The 17,486-nt window shown below is 70.3% G+C and carries 13 protein-coding genes; 11 read left to right on the top strand and 2 right to left on the bottom strand.

All coding sequences use genetic code 11. The annotated features are described in order from the left end of the window. Nucleotides 1-216: 216 nt before the first annotated feature. On the top strand, nt 217-822 hold the full coding sequence (locus tag ABH929_RS17125; RefSeq protein ID WP_022905562.1) for an ANTAR domain-containing response regulator: 606 nt from the start codon (nt 217-219) through the stop codon (nt 820-822). Nucleotides 823-1,097: 275 nt separating this feature from the next. Continuing rightward, nucleotides 1,098-1,568, top strand: a complete 471-nt coding sequence (locus ABH929_RS17130) for a GNAT family N-acetyltransferase (RefSeq protein ID WP_404562083.1) — start codon at nt 1,098-1,100, stop codon at nt 1,566-1,568. A 7-nt stretch (nt 1,569-1,575) separates the two neighbouring features. Here the strand turns inward: ABH929_RS17130 and ABH929_RS17135 are convergent, their stop codons facing one another. After that, nucleotides 1,576-1,944, bottom strand: coding sequence for a PaaI family thioesterase (locus ABH929_RS17135; RefSeq protein WP_111084165.1), 369 nt, complete (start codon nt 1,942-1,944; stop codon nt 1,576-1,578). A 127-nt stretch (nt 1,945-2,071) separates the two neighbouring features. Between ABH929_RS17135 and polA the strand changes: the two genes are divergently transcribed. The 7 genes from polA to ABH929_RS17170 all read left to right on the top strand — a co-directional run bounded on the left by polA (nt 2,072) and on the right by ABH929_RS17170 (nt 12,690). Further along, on the top strand, nt 2,072-4,714 hold the full coding sequence (gene polA / locus ABH929_RS17140) for a DNA polymerase I (protein ID WP_404562084.1): 2,643 nt from the start codon (nt 2,072-2,074) through the stop codon (nt 4,712-4,714). 117 nt (nt 4,715-4,831) lie between these two features. Beyond that, entirely contained in the window at nt 4,832-6,511 is a 1,680-nt protein-coding gene (locus ABH929_RS17145) for a DUF885 domain-containing protein (RefSeq protein WP_404562086.1), read from the top strand. A gap of 160 nt (nt 6,512-6,671) precedes the next feature. Further along, on the top strand, nt 6,672-8,150 hold the full coding sequence (rpsA, locus tag ABH929_RS17150) for a 30S ribosomal protein S1 (RefSeq protein ID WP_111083948.1): 1,479 nt from the start codon (nt 6,672-6,674) through the stop codon (nt 8,148-8,150). 92 nt (nt 8,151-8,242) lie between these two features. Next, nucleotides 8,243-8,845: a dephospho-CoA kinase gene (gene coaE / locus ABH929_RS17155; RefSeq protein WP_404562087.1), complete on the top strand. Its 603-nt coding sequence runs from the start codon at nt 8,243-8,245 to the stop codon at nt 8,843-8,845. Beyond that, nucleotides 8,842-9,885 (top strand): BPSS1187 family protein, encoded by a 1,044-nt coding sequence (locus ABH929_RS17160; RefSeq protein WP_404562088.1) that lies wholly within the window; start codon nt 8,842-8,844, stop codon nt 9,883-9,885. Before coaE ends, ABH929_RS17160 begins: the two co-directional genes overlap by 4 nt. A gap of 22 nt (nt 9,886-9,907) precedes the next feature. Continuing rightward, the gene (locus ABH929_RS17165; RefSeq protein WP_404562090.1) at nt 9,908-11,458 is read left to right on the top strand and encodes a class I adenylate-forming enzyme family protein; all 1,551 of its coding nucleotides are present in this window, start codon (nt 9,908-9,910) and stop codon (nt 11,456-11,458) included. After that, nucleotides 11,455-12,690, top strand: a complete 1,236-nt coding sequence (locus ABH929_RS17170) for an acyltransferase (RefSeq protein WP_404562091.1) — start codon at nt 11,455-11,457, stop codon at nt 12,688-12,690. The genes ABH929_RS17165 and ABH929_RS17170 overlap by 4 nt, the downstream gene beginning before the upstream one ends. 290 nt (nt 12,691-12,980) lie before the next feature. Here the strand turns inward: ABH929_RS17170 and ABH929_RS17175 are convergent, their stop codons facing one another. Beyond that, nucleotides 12,981-14,309, bottom strand: coding sequence for an MFS transporter (locus tag ABH929_RS17175; RefSeq protein ID WP_404562093.1), 1,329 nt, complete (start codon nt 14,307-14,309; stop codon nt 12,981-12,983). Between the two features lie 193 nt (nt 14,310-14,502). On the opposite strand from ABH929_RS17175, the gene uvrB reads away from it, so the two are divergent. Both uvrB and ABH929_RS17185 read left to right on the top strand, forming a co-directional pair. Further along, nucleotides 14,503-16,575, top strand: coding sequence for an excinuclease ABC subunit UvrB (gene uvrB, locus ABH929_RS17180; protein ID WP_308202609.1), 2,073 nt, complete (start codon nt 14,503-14,505; stop codon nt 16,573-16,575). Further along, complete coding sequence (locus ABH929_RS17185) at nt 16,565-17,482, top strand: SDR family NAD(P)-dependent oxidoreductase (protein ID WP_404562094.1); 918 nt, start codon at nt 16,565-16,567, stop codon at nt 17,480-17,482. Before uvrB ends, ABH929_RS17185 begins: the two co-directional genes overlap by 11 nt. Nucleotides 17,483-17,486 lie beyond the last annotated feature (4 nt).

Genomic DNA, 17,486 nt, shown 5'->3' on the forward strand with positions numbered 1-17,486 from the left:
TGCGGGGCTGTTCCGGTACCGCGTCCCGCCACTCGTACAAGGCAGGCTCACGGCGTGCGGGGCTGTTCCGGTACCGCGTCCCGCCACTCGTACAAGGCAGGCTCACGGCGTGCGGGGCTGTTCCGGTACCGCGTCCCGCCACTCGTACAACGCTTTCTGGCAGCCTGAGCCGTGTGCTGACATGAAGCTCTTCTGACGTCTAGTAGGCTTGCGGCTGTGAGTGACACAGAAGCAACTGCAACAGCACCCCGTCGCGTCGTCGTCGCCGAGGACGAGTCGCTCATCCGCCTCGACATCGTCGAGATCCTCCGCGACAACGGGTTCGACGTGGTCGGCGAGGCCGGCGACGGCGAGACCGCCGTGCAGCTCGCCACCGACCTCCGTCCCGACCTCGTCGTGATGGACGTCAAGATGCCCCAGCTCGACGGCATCTCCGCAGCCGAGAAGCTGTCCAAGAACCACATCGCTCCGGTGGTCCTCCTCACGGCGTTCAGCCAGAAGGACCTCGTCGAGCGTGCCACCGAGGCCGGCGCGCTGGCCTACGTGGTCAAGCCGTTCACCCCGAACGACCTGCTCCCCGCGATCGAGATCGCCCTCTCGCGGCACCAGCAGATCATCACGCTCGAGGCCGAGGTCGCCGACCTGGTCGAGCGCTTCGAGACCCGCAAGCTCGTCGACCGCGCCAAGGGCCTGCTCAACGAGAAGATGGGCCTCACCGAGCCCGAGGCGTTCCGCTGGATCCAGAAGGCCTCGATGGACCGCCGCCTGACCATGCACGACGTCGCCAAGGCGATCATCGAGCAGCTCAGCGCCAAGAAGTAGCACCACTCGTCGCTCACACCAGCGCCGTCGGACCCCGGTCCGGCGGCGCTGCTGCGTTCCCGGGCGCGTGGGGCACTCGGTGCGTGTGCATGTTGCGACACGGCACCGGTCGATCGACGCGTGTCCTGTCGCAGTGTGCAGACGCATCCTCTGCGTGTGCATGTCGCGACAAGCCACCGGTTGATCGACGCGTGCTCTGTCGAAGTGTGCGGACGCATGCGCTCGTGGGGACGGCGGTCGGGGCGGTGGTGGCGACCACCTGGCAGGCTGGAGCCGTGGACGACGTGGTGATCCGGGCCTCCCGGCCTGACGACATGCCGGCGGTGGCCGACCTGCGGTGGCGGTGGAGCGTCGGCGAGGGCGGCGCCGAGCCGGCCGCGTCGCCGGACGACTACCGCGCGGTGATGACGGCCTTCGCCCTCGAGCACCCGGACACGCACCGCTGCGTGGTCGCGGAGCGCGACGGTGCGGTGCTCGGGATGGCGTGGCTCGGACTCGTCGCCCGGCCGCCGACCCCGGACCGGCCAGGCCGACGCCTGACCGCCGACGTGCAGACCGTCTACGTGCACCCCGACCTGCGCGGGCTCGGCGTCGCCGGACGACTCGTCACCGCACTGCTCGACATCGCGGACGACCTCGGCGTCGAGCGGACCTCGGTGCACTCGAGCGTCGACGGGGAGCGGCTCTACCGACGGCTCGGCTTCGGCGACGCACGGCTGCTGCTGCAGCGTCCGCCCGAGGACTGACGACGGGTCAGCGTGCCTCGCGGATGAGGTTGGTGATGCGGACGGTGGAGCAGCGGCGCCCCTGGTCGTCGGTGAGCACGATCTCGTGCGTGGTGAGCGTGTTGCCGAGGTGGATCGCGGTGCAGACACCGGTGACGGTGCCGGACGTGGCGCTCCGGGTGTGCGATGCGTTGAGCTCGATGCCGACGGCGTAGCGGCCCTCGCCGGCGTGCACGTTGGCGGCCATCGAACCGAGGCTCTCGGCCAGGACGACGTAGGCGCCCCCGTGCAGCAGGCCGACGGGCTGCCGGTTGCCCTCGACCGGGATGCTGCCGACGGCGCGGTCGGCCGACATCTCGGTGATGACCATGCCCATCTTGTCGGCCAGCTCACCCATCCCGCGGGCCGCGAGGCGCTCGTCGACGTTCCCGGTGATGGTGGCTTCGTCGGTCACGCGCTCGAACTCCCGTGTCGGATGGCGTCGGTAGGCTGTCCGGGTGTCGGACTCCGCAAAGCCTACCCTCATGGTCATCGACGGCCACTCGCTCGCCTTCCGGGCCTTCTACGCGCTGCCGGTCGACAGTTTCGTGAACCGCGACGGGCAGCACACGAACGCCATCCACGGCTTCATCTCGATGCTGCTCATGCTCCTGCAGCGCGAGAAGCCGACGCACCTGGCGGTGGCGTTCGACATCTCCCGGTTCTCGTTCCGCACCCGTGAGTACGAGGCGTACAAGGGCACCCGCTCCGAGACCCCGGCCGAGTTCAAGGGGCAGATCCCGCTGCTGCAGCAGGCGCTCGAGGCGATGGGCATCACCACCGTGACGAAGGAGGACTACGAGGCCGACGACATCCTCGCGACCCTGTCGTCCCAGGGAGCTGCGCAGGGCTACCAGGTGTACGTCGTCTCCGGCGACCGCGACGCCATCCAGCTCGTCAACGACGACGTGACGCTGCTCTACCCGTCGGTCCGTGGCGTCTCCGAGCTCACCCGGTACGACCGCGACAAGGTGTACGAGCGCTACGGCATCGAGCCGCACCAGTACCCGGACATCGCCGCGCTCGTCGGCGAGACCAGCGACAACCTGATCGGCATCGACAAGGTCGGCGAGAAGACCGCGGTCAAGTGGGTCACGCAGTACGGCTCGCTCGAGGGGGTCCTCGAGCACGCCGACGAGATCAAGGGCGTCGTCGGCAACAACCTGCGCGAGCAGCAGGACCGTGCGGTCCGGAACCGCAGACTCAACCGCCTGGTCACCGACGTCGAGCTGCCCGTCGGTCCGGCCGACGTCGCGCTCCGTCCCCTCGACGAGACCGCCGTGCGCGAGCTGTTCTCCAAGCTGCAGTTCCGCACGCTGCTCGACCGCGTCTTCAAGGTCGCCGGCTCCGGCGAACCGTCCGAGCAGCCAGCCGAGGGTGGGGTGACGGACGGCGCCGCGACCCCGCCGTCGGTGAAGACGCTGATCGACGAAGAACTCGGGTACTGGCTCGAGCGCCGCAACGCGTCCGAGGCGGCGAACGGCTACGGCGTCGCGGTCGAGGTCATCGACGGCCGACTCAGCACCATCGGCATCGCCACGCACGACGACGCCGTCCAGGTGCCCGGTGGCAGCGGCGCGAAGGACTACGAGCAGCTGGCGGCGTGGTTCGCCTCCGACGCCCCGAAGCACTTCCACGACGCCAAGACCGCGATCAAGGTGCTCGCGACCGCTGGCTTCGTCGTGAACGGCATCGCCGGCGACGCGCGCATCACGGGGTGGCTCGCCCAGCCCGGCAAGCAGGGGCAGCCGCTGGCCGATCTCGTCTACCAGGAGCTCGGCGAAGAGCTCCCCACCGCCGACCCGAACCAGCTCGTGCCGGAGACCGACCCGGTCAACGTCGGCGTGCACGCGTGGTTCGTCCTGCGGGTCACCACGGCGCTCCGTGCCCGGATCGACGAGTCGTCGCTCAAGGTCCTCGACGACATCGAGCTCCCGCTGGTGTCGGTGCTCGCGAGCATGGAGATGATCGGTGTCGGCATCGACCGCCCGGTGCTCACGGGGCTGTCGAAGGAACTGGGGGAGCGAGCGGCCGACCTGGCACAGCAGGCGTTCGCCGAGATCGGGCACGAGGTGAACCTCGGGTCCCCGAAGCAGCTGCAGGAAGTGCTGTTCACCGAGCTCGCGATGCCGAAGACCCGCAAGACGAAGACCGGGTTCTCGACCGACGCCGCGAGCCTGGCCGACCTGCAGGAGCAGCACCCGCATCCGTTCCTCGGCCTGCTGCTGCAGCACCGCGACGCCACGAAGCTCCGCCAGATCGTCGACACGCTCGACACGGCGATCGTCGACGGGCGCATCCACACCCGGTACGAGCAGACGGGCAGCAGCACCGGCCGAATCTCGTCGACCGACCCGAACCTGCAGAACATCCCGGTGAAGACCGCGGTCGGGCGCCGGGTCCGGTCGGCGTTCGCCGTCGCCGAGCCGTACACGACGCTCATCACGGCCGACTACTCGCAGATCGAGATGCGCATCATGGCGCACCTGTCCGGCGACCCCGGACTCATCCAGGCCTTCAACGAGGGCGAGGATCTGCACCGCTTCGTCGGCGCCCGGGTGTTCGGCGTCGAGCCGGCCGAGGTCTCCGCCGAGATGCGCACCAAGGTCAAGGCGATGTCGTACGGCCTTGCCTACGGGCTGAGCGCGTTCGGGCTGTCGAAGCAGCTCCGCATCGAGCAGTCCGAGGCCCGGACGCTCATGACCGAGTACTTCGCCCGGTTCGGCGCCGTGCGCGACTACCTGCGCAACGTCGTCGAGCAGGCGCGCGAGGACGGCTACACCGAGACGATCTTCGGTCGTCGCCGGCCGTTCCCGGACCTGAAGAGCCCGAACCGCGTGCTGCGCGAGAACGCCGAGCGCGCTGCGCTGAACGCGCCGATCCAGGGGTCGGCGGCCGACATCATGAAGATCGCGATGCTCGGTGTCGACGAGGACCTGCGCAGCGGCGGACTCGAGTCGCACCTGCTGCTCCAGGTGCACGACGAGCTCATCCTCGAGGTCGCGCCCGGCGAGCAGGACCGCGTCGAGGAGATCCTGCGCACCCGGATGGGCAACGCCGCCGAACTCACCGTGCCGCTCGACGTCTCGGTCGGTCTCGGTGCGAACTGGGAGAGCGCGGCGCACTGACCGCGGGTCGCGACGCGACCACAGGACGGACGGGAGGCCCGGTGCCAGCTGGCACCGGGCCTCCCGTCCGATGCGCGCCCGGCCGACGGCGCCTGCCGACGTGGGTAGGGTCGGAGCATGAGCGAAGAGCGTCCCGTCCGCCAGCAGACCGCCGTCGACCACGTGGCCGAGGGATGGGTCGCCACCCTCGTCGACCTCGACCCGACGACGGCCACGTACATCGGTGTGCCGGGTCGCACGGGGGAGTACGGCGACACCTCGCCCGCCGGCGCGGCCGCCCTGGCCGACGCGGCGCGGGCCACGAAGCACGCGCTCGACGCCGCTGCGGCGGCGGACCCCGTCGACGAGGTCACGAAGGCGGACCTCGGCGCCGAACTCGACCTGGTGCAGGAGTCGTACGCGCGGAAGCTGCACCTCCGCGACCTCAACGTGATCGCGAGCCCGGCCCAGTCCGTCCGCGAGATCATCGACCTGATGCCGACGGCGACCGAGTCGGACTGGCACGACGTCGCCAGCCGACTGCACGCGCTGCCGGACGCGCTCGAGGGCATCCGCGAGACCCTGCTCGAGGGCACGCGCGAGGACGTCACCCCGGCGAAGCGGCAGGTCGCCCTGGTCGCGGAGCAGGCCGCCCGCAACGGCGCCGAGGACGGCTTCTTCCGCCGGCTCGCCGAGGGTGCGGCGTTCGACGACGGCTCTCCCGTGCCGGACTCGCTCCGTGCCGAACTGACCCGCGGGGCCGAGGTCGCGTCGGCGGCGTACCGGAGCCTCGGGCAGTTCCTCGAGCACGAGCTGCTGCCGCTCGCCACCCCGGTCGACGCCGTCGGGCGCGAGGCCTACGAACTGCACTCCCGCCGGTTCCTCGGCGCCGTCGTCGACCTCGACGAGACGTACGAGTGGGGTCTCGAGGAACTCGCCCGCATGCGTGACGAGCAGGAGCGGATCGCGGACCGGATCGAGCCGGGTGCGAGCGTCGCCCGGGCGATCGAGGTGCTGGACACCGACCCGTCGCGGATCCTGCACGGCACGGACGCCCTGCAGCGCTGGATGCAGGAGACGAGCGACGCCTCCGTCGCGGCGATGGCCGGCACGTACTTCGACATCCCGGACCCGATCCGCCGGCTGGAGTGCCGCATCGCCCCGACGCAGGAGGGCGGCATCTACTACAGCGGGCCGTCCGACGACTTCTCGCGCGCTGGCCGGATGTGGTGGTCGGTGCCCGAGGGCGTGACCGAGTTCGGCACCTGGCGCGAGAAGACGACCGTCTACCACGAGGGCGTCCCCGGTCACCACCTGCAGATCAGCCAGGGCGTCTACAACCGCGGTGAGCTCAACACGTGGCGCCGCCAGCTGTCCGGCTCGTCCGGACACGTCGAGGGCTGGGCGCTCTACGCCGAGCGCCTGATGGAGCAGCTCGGGTTCCTCGACGACGACGGCGACCGGCTGGGCATGCTCGACGGCCAGCGCATGCGTGCCGCCCGCGTGGTGCTCGACATCGGCGTGCACCTGCAGAAGACCAACCCGGACGGCGGCGGCTGGACGTGGGAGTACGCCCTCGACTTCATGCGCGAGAACGTGAACATGGACGACGCGTTCGTGCAGTTCGAGGTCGCGCGGTACTTCGGGTGGCCCGGACAGGCGCCGTCGTACAAGGTGGGCCAGCGCGTGTGGGAGTCGATCCGCGACGAGGTCGCTGCTCGCGAAGGCGCCGACTTCGACCTGAAGTCGTTCCACCGTCGTGCGCTCGCCCTCGGCAGCATCGGTCTCGACACGCTGCGGAGCGCGCTGCTCGGCTGACGCGCGGGCGGCACGCCCGGTTGTGGGGGCTCCGCCGGTGCGGTTAGACTTGTGCGGCGCAATCCGCGTCACACAATCAATCGCCACGGCGGTGCACCACGGGGGTCTCGACTCCTCGCCCGCCACGGCCCGACTCATGTCCGTTCGGAGCAATCTCTACATGACAACCACTACGACCAAGGCTCCTAAGCAGGTCGCCATCAACGACATCGGTTCGGCTGATGACTTCCTGGCCGAGGTCGAGAAGACCCTGAAGTTCTTCAACGACGGTGATCTCATCTCCGGCACCGTCGTGAAGATCGACCGCGACGAGGTCCTCCTCGACGTCGGTTACAAGACCGAGGGCGTCATCCCCTCGCGCGAGCTCTCGATCAAGCACGACGTCGACCCCAACGAGGTCGTCAAGGTCGGCGACGAGGTCGAGGCCCTGGTCCTCCAGAAGGAGGACAAGGAAGGCCGCCTCATCCTGTCCAAGAAGCGTGCGCAGTACGAGCGCGCATGGGGCGACGTCGAGAAGATCAAGGAGTCCGACGGCGTCGTGACCGGCACGGTCATCGAGGTCGTCAAGGGTGGCCTGATCGTCGACATCGGTCTCCGCGGCTTCCTCCCCGCCTCGCTCATCGAGCTCCGTCGCGTCCGCGACCTCACGCCGTACCTCGGTCAGGAGATCGAGGCGAAGATCCTCGAGCTCGACAAGAACCGCAACAACGTGGTCCTGTCGCGCCGTGCGCTCCTCGAGCAGACGCAGTCCGAGTCCCGGACCACGTTCCTCAACAACCTGCACAAGGGCCAGGTCCGCAAGGGCATCGTGTCCTCGATCGTCAACTTCGGTGCGTTCGTGGACCTCGGCGGCGTCGACGGTCTCGTCCACGTCTCCGAGCTCAGCTGGAAGCACATCGAGCACGCCAGCGAGGTCGTCGAGGTCGGTCAGGAAGTCACCGTCGAGATCCTCGAGGTCGACCTGGACCGTGAGCGCGTGTCGCTCTCGCTCAAGGCGACGCAGGAGGACCCGTGGCAGGTCTTCGCCCGCACCCACGCGATCGGTCAGATCGCACCGGGCAAGGTCACGAAGCTCGTCCCGTTCGGTGCCTTCGTCCGCGTTGCTGACGGCATCGAGGGCCTGGTGCACATCTCCGAGCTCTCGAACAAGCACGTCGAGCTCGCCGAGCAGGTCGTCTCGGTCAACGACGAGGTCTTCGTCAAGATCATCGACATCGACCTCGACCGTCGCCGCATCTCGCTCAGCCTCAAGCAGGCGAACGAGGGCGTGGACCCCGAGGGCACCGAGTTCGACCCGGCGCTCTACGGCATGCCGACCGAGTACGACGACAAGGGTGACTACAAGTACCCGGACGGCTTCGACCCGGAGACGAACGAGTGGCTCGAGGGCTACGACACCCAGCGCACCGAGTGGGAGGGCCAGTACGCGGCCGCCCAGGGTCGTTGGGAAGCCCACAAGGCGCAGGTCGCGAAGACCATCGCCGACGAGGAAAAGGGTGGCTTCGACCTCCCGGCCGGCGCATCGACGTCGTCCGCTTCCTCTTCGTCGTCGTTCTCGAGCGAGACCGGTGGCGCAAGCCCCCTCGCCGACGACGCTTCGCTGGCGGCGCTCCGCGAGAAGCTCAGCTCGACCAACTGATCGAGCGAGTCGCACTGACCGGAAGCCCGGCATCCCCCAAGGGGGTGCCGGGCTTCCGGCGTTTCGACGCTGCGGGTCGTTAGCCTGTCGCAGTGCGCATCATCGGTCTCACGGGCGGCATCGCCGCGGGCAAGTCGACGGTCTCCAGGCGTTGGGCGGAGCACGGCGGCGTCGTCGTCGACGCCGACCGGCTGGCGCGGGACGCCGTCGCACCCGGCAGCCCCGGGCTCGCACAGGTCGCCGAGCGGTTCGGCTCCTCGGTGATCGCGGCCGACGGTTCGCTCGACCGTCCCTCGCTCGGAGCGATCGTGTTCTCCGACCCCGCGGCACGCAAGGACCTCGAGGCGATCACCCACCCCGAGGTCTGGCGGCTCGCCCAGCGTGCCTTCGACGCGGCTGAGGCCGCCGACCCGGACACCGTCGTCGTGTACGACGTGCCCCTGCTCGCCGAGGCCCGAGGATCCCGCCCGCTGCGGTTCGATGCGGTCGTGGTCGTCGACGCCCCCGCTGCGCAGCGCATCGAGCGGCTGGTGGAGCACCGTGCCATGGAACGCGACGAGGCCGAGCGCCGGGTGGCCGCTCAGGCGAGCGACGCCGACCGACTCGCCCTCGCCGACCACGTCGTCGACGCGACGGGCACACTCGACCAGACGATCCGATCCGCCGACGAGGTGTGGTTGCGGATCACCTCGTGAAGCACCGGTTGCTGCTCGTGCTCGCCGCGATCGTGCTCGTCGCGATCGGCGGCGGCGCGCTGGTCGCGGCGAACCTCCTCGGTGCGCAGCGCATCGAGGACGAGGGACGCGTCCCGACGATCGACCGCTCGCACGCCGCCGCGCCGCCATCGGGCGACGGGCGCGGACCCGAGGGGGAGTTCCACCGCTTCCGGCTCGGCACCGTGGGCGGCGAACGGCTCACGCCGAACCGCGACGACTTCGCCGCCCGTACCTCGGCAGACGGCCCCCTGCTGCTGTTCCTGCCCGCCACGAGGTCCCGCCCAGCGGAGTACCAGCGGTTCCTCGGGCAGGCCCTCGCCGACGGGTACCACGTGCTCGGGCTGGACTACTGGAACCTCGGTCGCACGCTCTCCGGCACGTGCGAGGCCGACGCCCGCTGCTACGGCATGGTGCAGCGCAACCGGTTCGACGGCACCCGCCAGTCCGAGTTCAGCTCGGTGACGCCCGCCGGGTCGATCGTGTCCCGGTTCCGTGACGCGGTGGCCTACCTCGACGACCACGACCCCGACGGCGGGTGGGGCCGTTTCGTGCAGGGCGACGACGACATCGCCTGGCGGGACATCGTCGTGGCCGGACACTCGCAGGGCGGCGGCGAGGCGGCGTACATCGCGCACATCCGGTCCGTCCGCGGGGCACTGATGTTCTCGTCGCCCGTCGAGTCACGGGGTCCGTCGCACGCGGCGTGGATGAACCGGCCCGGCAAGACCCCCGTCGCCCGGATGTACGCCGTCGACGACGTCCGCGACACCTTCGGTCCGCGGATCACCGGGTCGTGGCGAGTGCTCGGGCTCGACGGCGTCGACGGCCCGTTCCGGACGGACACCGATCCACCGCCCGCCGACGCGGACCCGCACGCGATCCTGACCGACGTCCGGGGCCGGGGGAAGGCGCACTCGTTCATCATCAAGGACTCCACGCCGCTCGGACCGGACGGGGACCCCCGGATGACCGCGCTCTGGCAGTGGATGCTGCACCGGTTCCCCTCTGACCGCTCATAGGCTCGCGCAATAGCCTCTGCTGGTGCAGCCCGTCGACGGAGAACCCGACCTGCGCTCGCTCATCCGCGACCGCGCGGCGGAGAGTCCCGAGCGTCCCTACCTGGAGGACGCCCGTTCTGCGCGCGTCCTGACCTACCGAGCGCTCGAGGACGCGGTGACGGCCTGGTCCGCGACGTTCGACGCGATCGGCGTGCCTGTCTCCGGAGCCGTCCTCGTCGACGTCGGCGACCCCCTCGCGTTCGCCGTGGTGCACCTGACCGCCGTGGCGACCGGGCGCCGTGCCGTCCCGGTCGACACCGGACAGCCGGCGACCGAGCCGGCCCGTCTCGCCGACCTGATCGGCGGGGCCTCGATCGTGGTGTCGGACCGCGCCGTGGACGGGACCGTCCCCGGGGCGCCCGCCAGCGGGATCGACGCGGCCACGTTCCTCCCGGCCGCCGTCCGTGACGGAGACGTCCCCACGCAGAGTCCGGACGCACCGGGCGAGGGGTCCGTGGTGCTCTTCACCTCCGGGTCGACCGGCGCGCCGAAGGGCGTCGAGCTGCCGGAGTCGCAACTGCTGTTCGTCGCGCGGGCGGTCGCGCGGCACAACGGGTTGACCGGCCGCGACCGCGGGTTCAACTCGCTGCCGTTGTTCCACGTCAACGCTGAGGTCGTCGGCCTGCTGGCGACACTCGTCGCCGGTGCGACGCTCGTGCTCGACGTGCGCTTCCGGCGGACCGGGTTCTGGGAACTGCTCGCCGAGCGGCGCATCACCTGGCTGAACGCGGTGCCGGCGATCCTCGCTGTGCTCGCGAAGACCGGGCCACTGGACTTCCCGGAGGGCCTCCGGTTCGTCCGGAGCGCTTCGGCACCGCTGCCGGACCCGGTGCGCAGCGCACTCGGGGACGTCCCGCTCGTCGTGAGTTGGGGGATGACCGAAGGCGCGTCGCAGATCACCGCGACACCGCTGGACGCGCCCGCTCGCCCGGGGACCGTCGGCGTGCCCGTCGGGTCCGAGGTGCAGGCACGCGACGAGGACGGCGCAGTCCTGCCCGCCGACGAGGTCGGTGCGCTGTGGGTGCGCGGACCGGGGATCGTCGAGCGCTACCTGTTCGGGCGCGCATCCGACCGCTTCGACGCCGACGGCTGGCTGAGCACCGGCGACGTGGGCTCCGTCGCTGCGGACGGCTGGGTCTCCCTCGCCGGACGCTCCGACGACGTCATCAACCGTGGCGGCGAGAAGGTCTACCCCTCCGAGGTCGAGGACGTCCTGCTCGGCGACCCCCGGGTGCTCGAGGCCGTGGTGGTCGGGCGGCCGGACGACGTGCTCGGGGCCGTCCCGGTGGCGTACGTGATCGTGGAGCAGGACGCAGCGGACGCAGCCGACGCAGCGGACGAAGCCGGCGCGGTCGCCGCTGCTGCGGCCCCGGTCGACGCCGCTGGGCTCGTTGCCGACCTGACCGCGCGCGCCGAGGCCCACCTGACCCGCTTCCGCCGCCCCGTCGAGATCATCGTGGTCCCCGACCTGCCGCGCGCGCCCACCGGCAAGGTGCAGCGGGCGAAGGTGCGGACGATGGCGCAGCCGTCGTGACCGGCGCCCAGCCGCAGCCGCAGGCCCAGCCGCAGCCGGAGCCGGAGCCGCAGCCGCAGCCGCAGGCCCAGCCGCGGCCGCAGGTCCAGACCCCGACCCGCACCGCGGCGGGCAAGCCACGCCACCTGTACGAGGTCGACGTCCTCCGGATCCTGACCTTCGCCTGCGTCATCGGCGTGCACACCACCAGCCACACGGCCGCGTCCGACGACGTCGGCCTGAACGCGCTGCTCGCCCTGCTGCACTTCACCCGGCTCGTCTTCTTCTCGCTGACGGCGTTCGTGCTCGTCTACAGCTACACACTGCGGCCGCGGCCGATGGCGCAGTTCTGGCCGAAGCGGTTCCTGCTCGTCGGGGTGCCGTACCTGGCGTGGTCGTTCGTGTACGTCGGCTCGAGCTGGCTGCTCAGCAGCACGCGTCGGGGCGACGTGCCCGACTTGGTGCGCACCCTCGCCGAGGGCATCGTCACCGGCTCGTCCTGGTACCACCTGTACTTCCTGCTCGTGACCATGCAGGTGTACCTGCTGCTGCCGGTCATCGTGTGGCTGGTCCGGAAGACCCGCGGGCACCACGTGACGACGCTCGTCGTGACGCTGGTGGTGCAGCTCGTCGTGTTCGCCGGGTACAAGTACTTCCCGGCGAGCGATGCCTGGTTGCACGGGTACCAGAAGCAGTTCTTCTTCTCGTACGTGTTCTTCATCGTCTCCGGGGCGATCGCCGCCGACCACGCCGACGCGTTCCTCCGGTTCATCCGGGTGCACCGCCGGGCCGTGCTCTGGGCCTTCGCCGGCGTCGGCGCGCTGACGCTCGGCGTCTGGGCGCTCCAGGTCGCCCTCGGCCAGTCGCTCTACGCTGCCGGGACACCGCTGCAGCCGATCGAGGCCGTGTGGAGCACCGCGGTGTTCGTCGGCTTCCTGGCGATCGGTGCGCGCTGGGCGGACCGTCGGCGTCCCGGCAGCCCGGCCGCGCGCTTCGTGGACTACGCCTCGGACCGGTCGTTCGGGATCTTCCTGAGTCACCCGTTCCTCATCTGGATCCTGCTGTACGGCGACAGCTGGCTCGAGGCCGTGGTGCCGCGGCCGTGGCTGACGCTCGTCACGTACCTGCTCGTGGTGGTGCTGTCCGTGGCGGTCACCGAGGCGTTCCGGTGGACGCCGCTGAGCGTGCCGCTCACCGGCCGGCCGTCGCTCGCGTCCCGCGCCCGGCGTCGGGCGCGCGGCCCGCAGCCCTGATCCGCGCACCCCGGGCGTCCCTGGTCGGTTCTTCCGACCAGGGACGCCCGTTCCTGCTTGCTGTGCGCGGCGGCGGACGCGCTGCGAGGCTGTGGACGCGTTGCGAGGCGGACGGGAGGCGCGGGTCGGGCCGGACCCGGGCCTCCCGTCCGGCGGTCGGGGACCACCAGGGCTCCGCGCACGTCCGGTGCGTCCCGTTGCGGACAGCGGAATCGGGCGTACCTGGTCGTTCCTCTCGACCAGGTACGCCCGATTCGGCACGGCGTGCCGCCGACAGTGCGCGTCGCGGGTCAGGCGGCGCGCTGCTCGGCGGCGGGGGTGCCGACCTCGAGGACGCCGTTCGTCGACGTGAGCCGCTGCGGCTTCATGAACCACGCCACGACCGCCGCGGCGCCGAGCAGCACGCACGACAGGGCGAACGGCAGCTGCCAGCCGGACGCGTCGATGAGCAGCCCGAAGACGATCGGGGAGACCACGCCGGCGATGCCGAAGCCGGTGTTCATGAAGCCGGACGCGGTGCCGGACCACTGCGGGGCGACGTCCATCGGGATCGCCCAGAGGTTCGCGTTGCAGAGCTCCAGGAAGAAGAACGACAGCGCCAGCGAGATCGTCGCGACGAGCAGGCCCTGCCCGATGACGAGCGGGACGAGGCAGACGAGCGAGCCACCGAGTCCGATCACCAGGACGGTCCGGCGGGCGTTCCGGGTGTTGCCGCCGCGGTGGATGATCCGGTCGCTGAGCATGCCGCCGACCGTGTCCCCGACGACGCCGGCGAGCAGGATGAGCGTGGTGAACAGGGCGAAGTCGCCGATCTCGAGTCCGTACGTCGAGCTGAGGAACGTCGGCAGCCACGTGAGGAACACCCAGAGGGTCCAGCCGTAGCCGAAGTCGACGAAGGTCACCGGCAGGATCTGCCGCGCCATCTGCCGCCACGGCACCGGCGGACGGGTCGCACGCGTCTCGACGGGCGGGAGCTCGTCGATCTCGACCTGCGTGATGCCCTTCGTGGACTCGGGCTTGTCGCGGAACCAGACGAACCAGACGATGCCCCAGGCGAAGGACAGGACAGCCGTGGCGAAGAACGCCCACCGCCAGCTGCCCGTCGAACCGATCACCCAGGCGACGAGCAGCGGAGCCAGCGCGTTGCCGAGCCGGGCCGCGGAGTGCACGACGCCCTGCGCGAAGCCGTTGCGGTCGCGGGGGATCCAACGGGTCATGGCCTGGGTCGCGGTCGGGAACGCCGCGGCCTCGCTGAGCCCGAGGAGCGCCCGGGCCGCGAACAGGGTCCAGAAGCCGACGGCGAAGCCGGTCCACAGTGTCGCGACGCCCCACACCACGGTGATGACGAAGAGGGCCTTGCGCGGTCCGGCCTTCTCGCTGATCGTGCCGCCGAAGACCTGCAGCAGCGCGTAGGGCAGCGAGAACGCGGACACGATCAGGCCCGCGGTGGCCTCGTTGAAGCCGAACTCCTCGGTGATGTGCGGCAGCGCCGTCGAGATGTTCGTCCGGTCGATGTACGAGATCGCGTACATGAAACAGAGCAGGATGAGCACTCGTCCGCGGATGCGACCGCGGAACGGGGTGCCCGTCGTCGGTGCGGCGGGGGTCGCCGTCGTCATGGGGCCTCTTCGGGTGTGGCTCGTGCTGGCTCGTCGGGGACGTGCGGAGCGATCGGGTTGCTGAACGGACCGGACGCTATGCCCGCTGGTTATCAGCGGACTTGGAGGCTGCTTGGCGAGGACGATACGCCCAGGGCGAGCAGGGGCGCCGGTGTCAGGGGTGCCGACTACCGTTGACGGCATGGGTGTTGCGATCGAACCGACCCGAGCGGTACGTCCGTTCGAGGTCATCAGCGAGTACACGCCGAGTGGCGACCAGCCAGCGGCCATCGCCGAGCTCGCCGGGCGCATCAACGCCGGTGAGACCGACGTCGTGCTGCTCGGTGCGACCGGTACGGGCAAGTCGGCGACGACCGCGTGGCTCATCGAGCAGGTGCAGCGGCCGACGCTCGTGCTCGCGCACAACAAGACCCTCGCAGCCCAGTTGGCGAACGAGTTCCGCAGTCTGATGCCGAACAACGCGGTCGAGTACTTCGTGTCCTACTACGACTACTACCAGCCCGAGGCGTACGTCCCGCAGACGGACACCTTCATCGAGAAGGACTCCTCGGTCAACGCCGAGGTCGAGCGGCTCCGGCACTCGACGACCAACTCGCTGCTCAGCCGGCGCGACGTCGTCGTGGTGTCGACCGTGTCCTGCATCTACGGCCTCGGCACACCCGAGCAGTACATGAACGCCTCGGTGGCACTGCACGTCGGGCAGACGATCTCGCGCGACCAGCTCGTGCGCAAGTTCGTCTCGATGCAGTACCAGCGCAACGACGTCGACTTCGCCCGCGGTACCTTCCGCGTGCGCGGCGACACCATCGAGATCATCCCGATGTACGAAGAGCACGCCATCCGGATCGAGATGTTCGGGGACGAGATCGAAGCGCTCTCCTCGCTGCACCCCCTGACCGGCAACGTGATCGACGACCTGCCTGCCGTGTCGATCTTCCCGGCGTCGCACTACGTCGCCGACACCGACGTCATGCACCGCGCGATCGCCGACATCAAGGTCGAGCTCGCCGAGCGCCTGGCCGAGCTCGAGGGACAGGGCAAGCTGCTCGAGGCCCAACGGCTCCGCATGCGCACCACGTTCGACATCGAGATGATGGAGCAGATCGGCTTCTGCTCGGGCATCGAGAACTACTCGCGACACATGGACGGCCGCGTCGCGGGCGAGGCGCCGCACTGCCTCATCGACTACTTCCCCGACGACTTCCTCATCGTCATCGACGAGTCGCACGTCACCGTGCCGCAGATCGGCGCGATGTACGAAGGCGACGCCTCGCGCAAGCGCACCCTGGTCGACCACGGGTTCCGGCTGCCGAGCGCACTCGACAACCGTCCGCTGCGGTTCGAGGAGTTCCTCGACCGCGTCGGGCAGAAGGTCTTCCTGTCGGCGACCCCCGGTCGGTACGAGCTCGGCATCACGGACAGCGTGGTCGAGCAGATCATCCGCCCGACCGGCCTGGTCGACCCCGAGATCGTGGTGAAGCCGAGCGACGGCCAGATCGACGACCTGCTCGAGGAGATCAAGCAGCGCGTCGACAAGGACGAGCGCGTGCTCGTCACGACCCTGACGAAGCGCATGGCGGAAGAACTGACCGACTTCCTCGGCAACGCGGGTGTGCGGGTGCGGTACCTGCACTCCGACGTCGACACGCTCAAGCGCGTCGAGCTCCTGACCGAACTGCGACAGGGCGTCTACGACGTGCTCGTCGGCATCAACCTGCTGCGAGAAGGCCTCGACCTGCCCGAGGTGTCCCTGGTGGCCATCCTCGACGCCGACAAGGAAGGCTTCCTGCGGTCGTCGACGTCGCTCATCCAGACGATCGGTCGCGCGGCCCGCAACGTGTCGGGCCAGGTGCTCATGTACGCCGACAAGATGACCGACTCGATGAAGACCGCGATCGAGGAGACCGATCGTCGTCGCGAGAAGCAGGTCGCGTACAACCTGGAGCGCGGCATCGACCCGCAGCCGCTCCGCAAGAAGATCGCCGACATCACCGAGGTGCTGCAGCGCGAGAACGACGACACCAAGGCGCTGCTGCAGGGTCGTCCCGGCGCCGACGGCCGCCGCTCGCCGACGCCGAACCTGAAGCGCGGCGGCATCGCGGGCGAGGGCGCGACCCAGCTCGAGGCGACGATCGGCGACCTCAACGACCAGATGCTGCAGGCCGCGGCGGAGCTGAAGTTCGAACTCGCCGCGCGGCTCCGTGACGAGGTGCAGGACCTGAAGAAGGCACTGCGGCAGATGGAGTCGGCCGGGCATGTCAGCTGACGGTCGCCGCACGGTCGTCGTCACCGGGGCGAGCGCGGGCCTCGGGTACCACGCGGCCGAGCAGCTCGCCGCGTCGGGGCACCGGGTCGTGCTCGCCACCCGCGACCGCGGTCGCGCCGCTGCGGCGGAGCAGAGCATCCGCCGGCACGTGGACGGGGCGTCGTTGGCGCACGTGCACCTCGACCTCGCCGACCTCGACTCCGTCCGTGCCGCCGCCGACGAGCTCGCGGCCCTCGAACCGGACGGCGTCGACGCGATCGTGAACAACGCCGGCGTCGTCGGGGCCTCGACCCCGAGCACCACCGCACAGGGCACCGAGCTGCAGATCGGCACGAACCACCTGGGCCACTTCGCCTGGACGGCGCTGACGCTGCCGCTGCTCGAACAGCGTGGCGGTCGCGTCGTGCACCTCGGGTCGATCGCACACCGGTGGGCCAGCCTCGACCCGGGCGACCCGTTCCGTGTCGGCCACTACTCCAGCTACCGGCAGTACGGCCGCAGCAAGCTCGCGGTGATGCTGTTCGGCTTCGAACTCGCCCAGCGGTTGGCGGATGCGGGCTCGTCCGTCGCCAGCGTGGTCGCGCACCCCGGGTTGTCGCTCGACGCGCTCTCGCCGGAGCGCCCGGACGTCGCACCGTCGCGCCCGGAACCCGCGTGGACCCGGCCGGCGCAGCGGCTGTACGCCCAGGGCAAGGACGCCGGTGCCGAGCCCCTCGTGCACGCTGCGGTCGCCGCGGACGTGCGCTCGGGGGAGTACTGGGGCCCGGCCGGGTGGATGCAGCTACGCGGACCCGCAGCCGTGGTCCGTGCCGAGCCGCGTGCACACGACCGGACCGCTGCCGCGCGTCTCTGGACGGCCAGCGAACGTCGTTCCGGAGCCGCGTTCGCTCTCGACGCACTCGTCTGACCAC

Origin of the sequence: Curtobacterium sp. AB7, assembly GCF_044909335.1 — a bacterium.
GTDB lineage: Bacteria > Actinomycetota > Actinomycetes > Actinomycetales > Microbacteriaceae > Curtobacterium.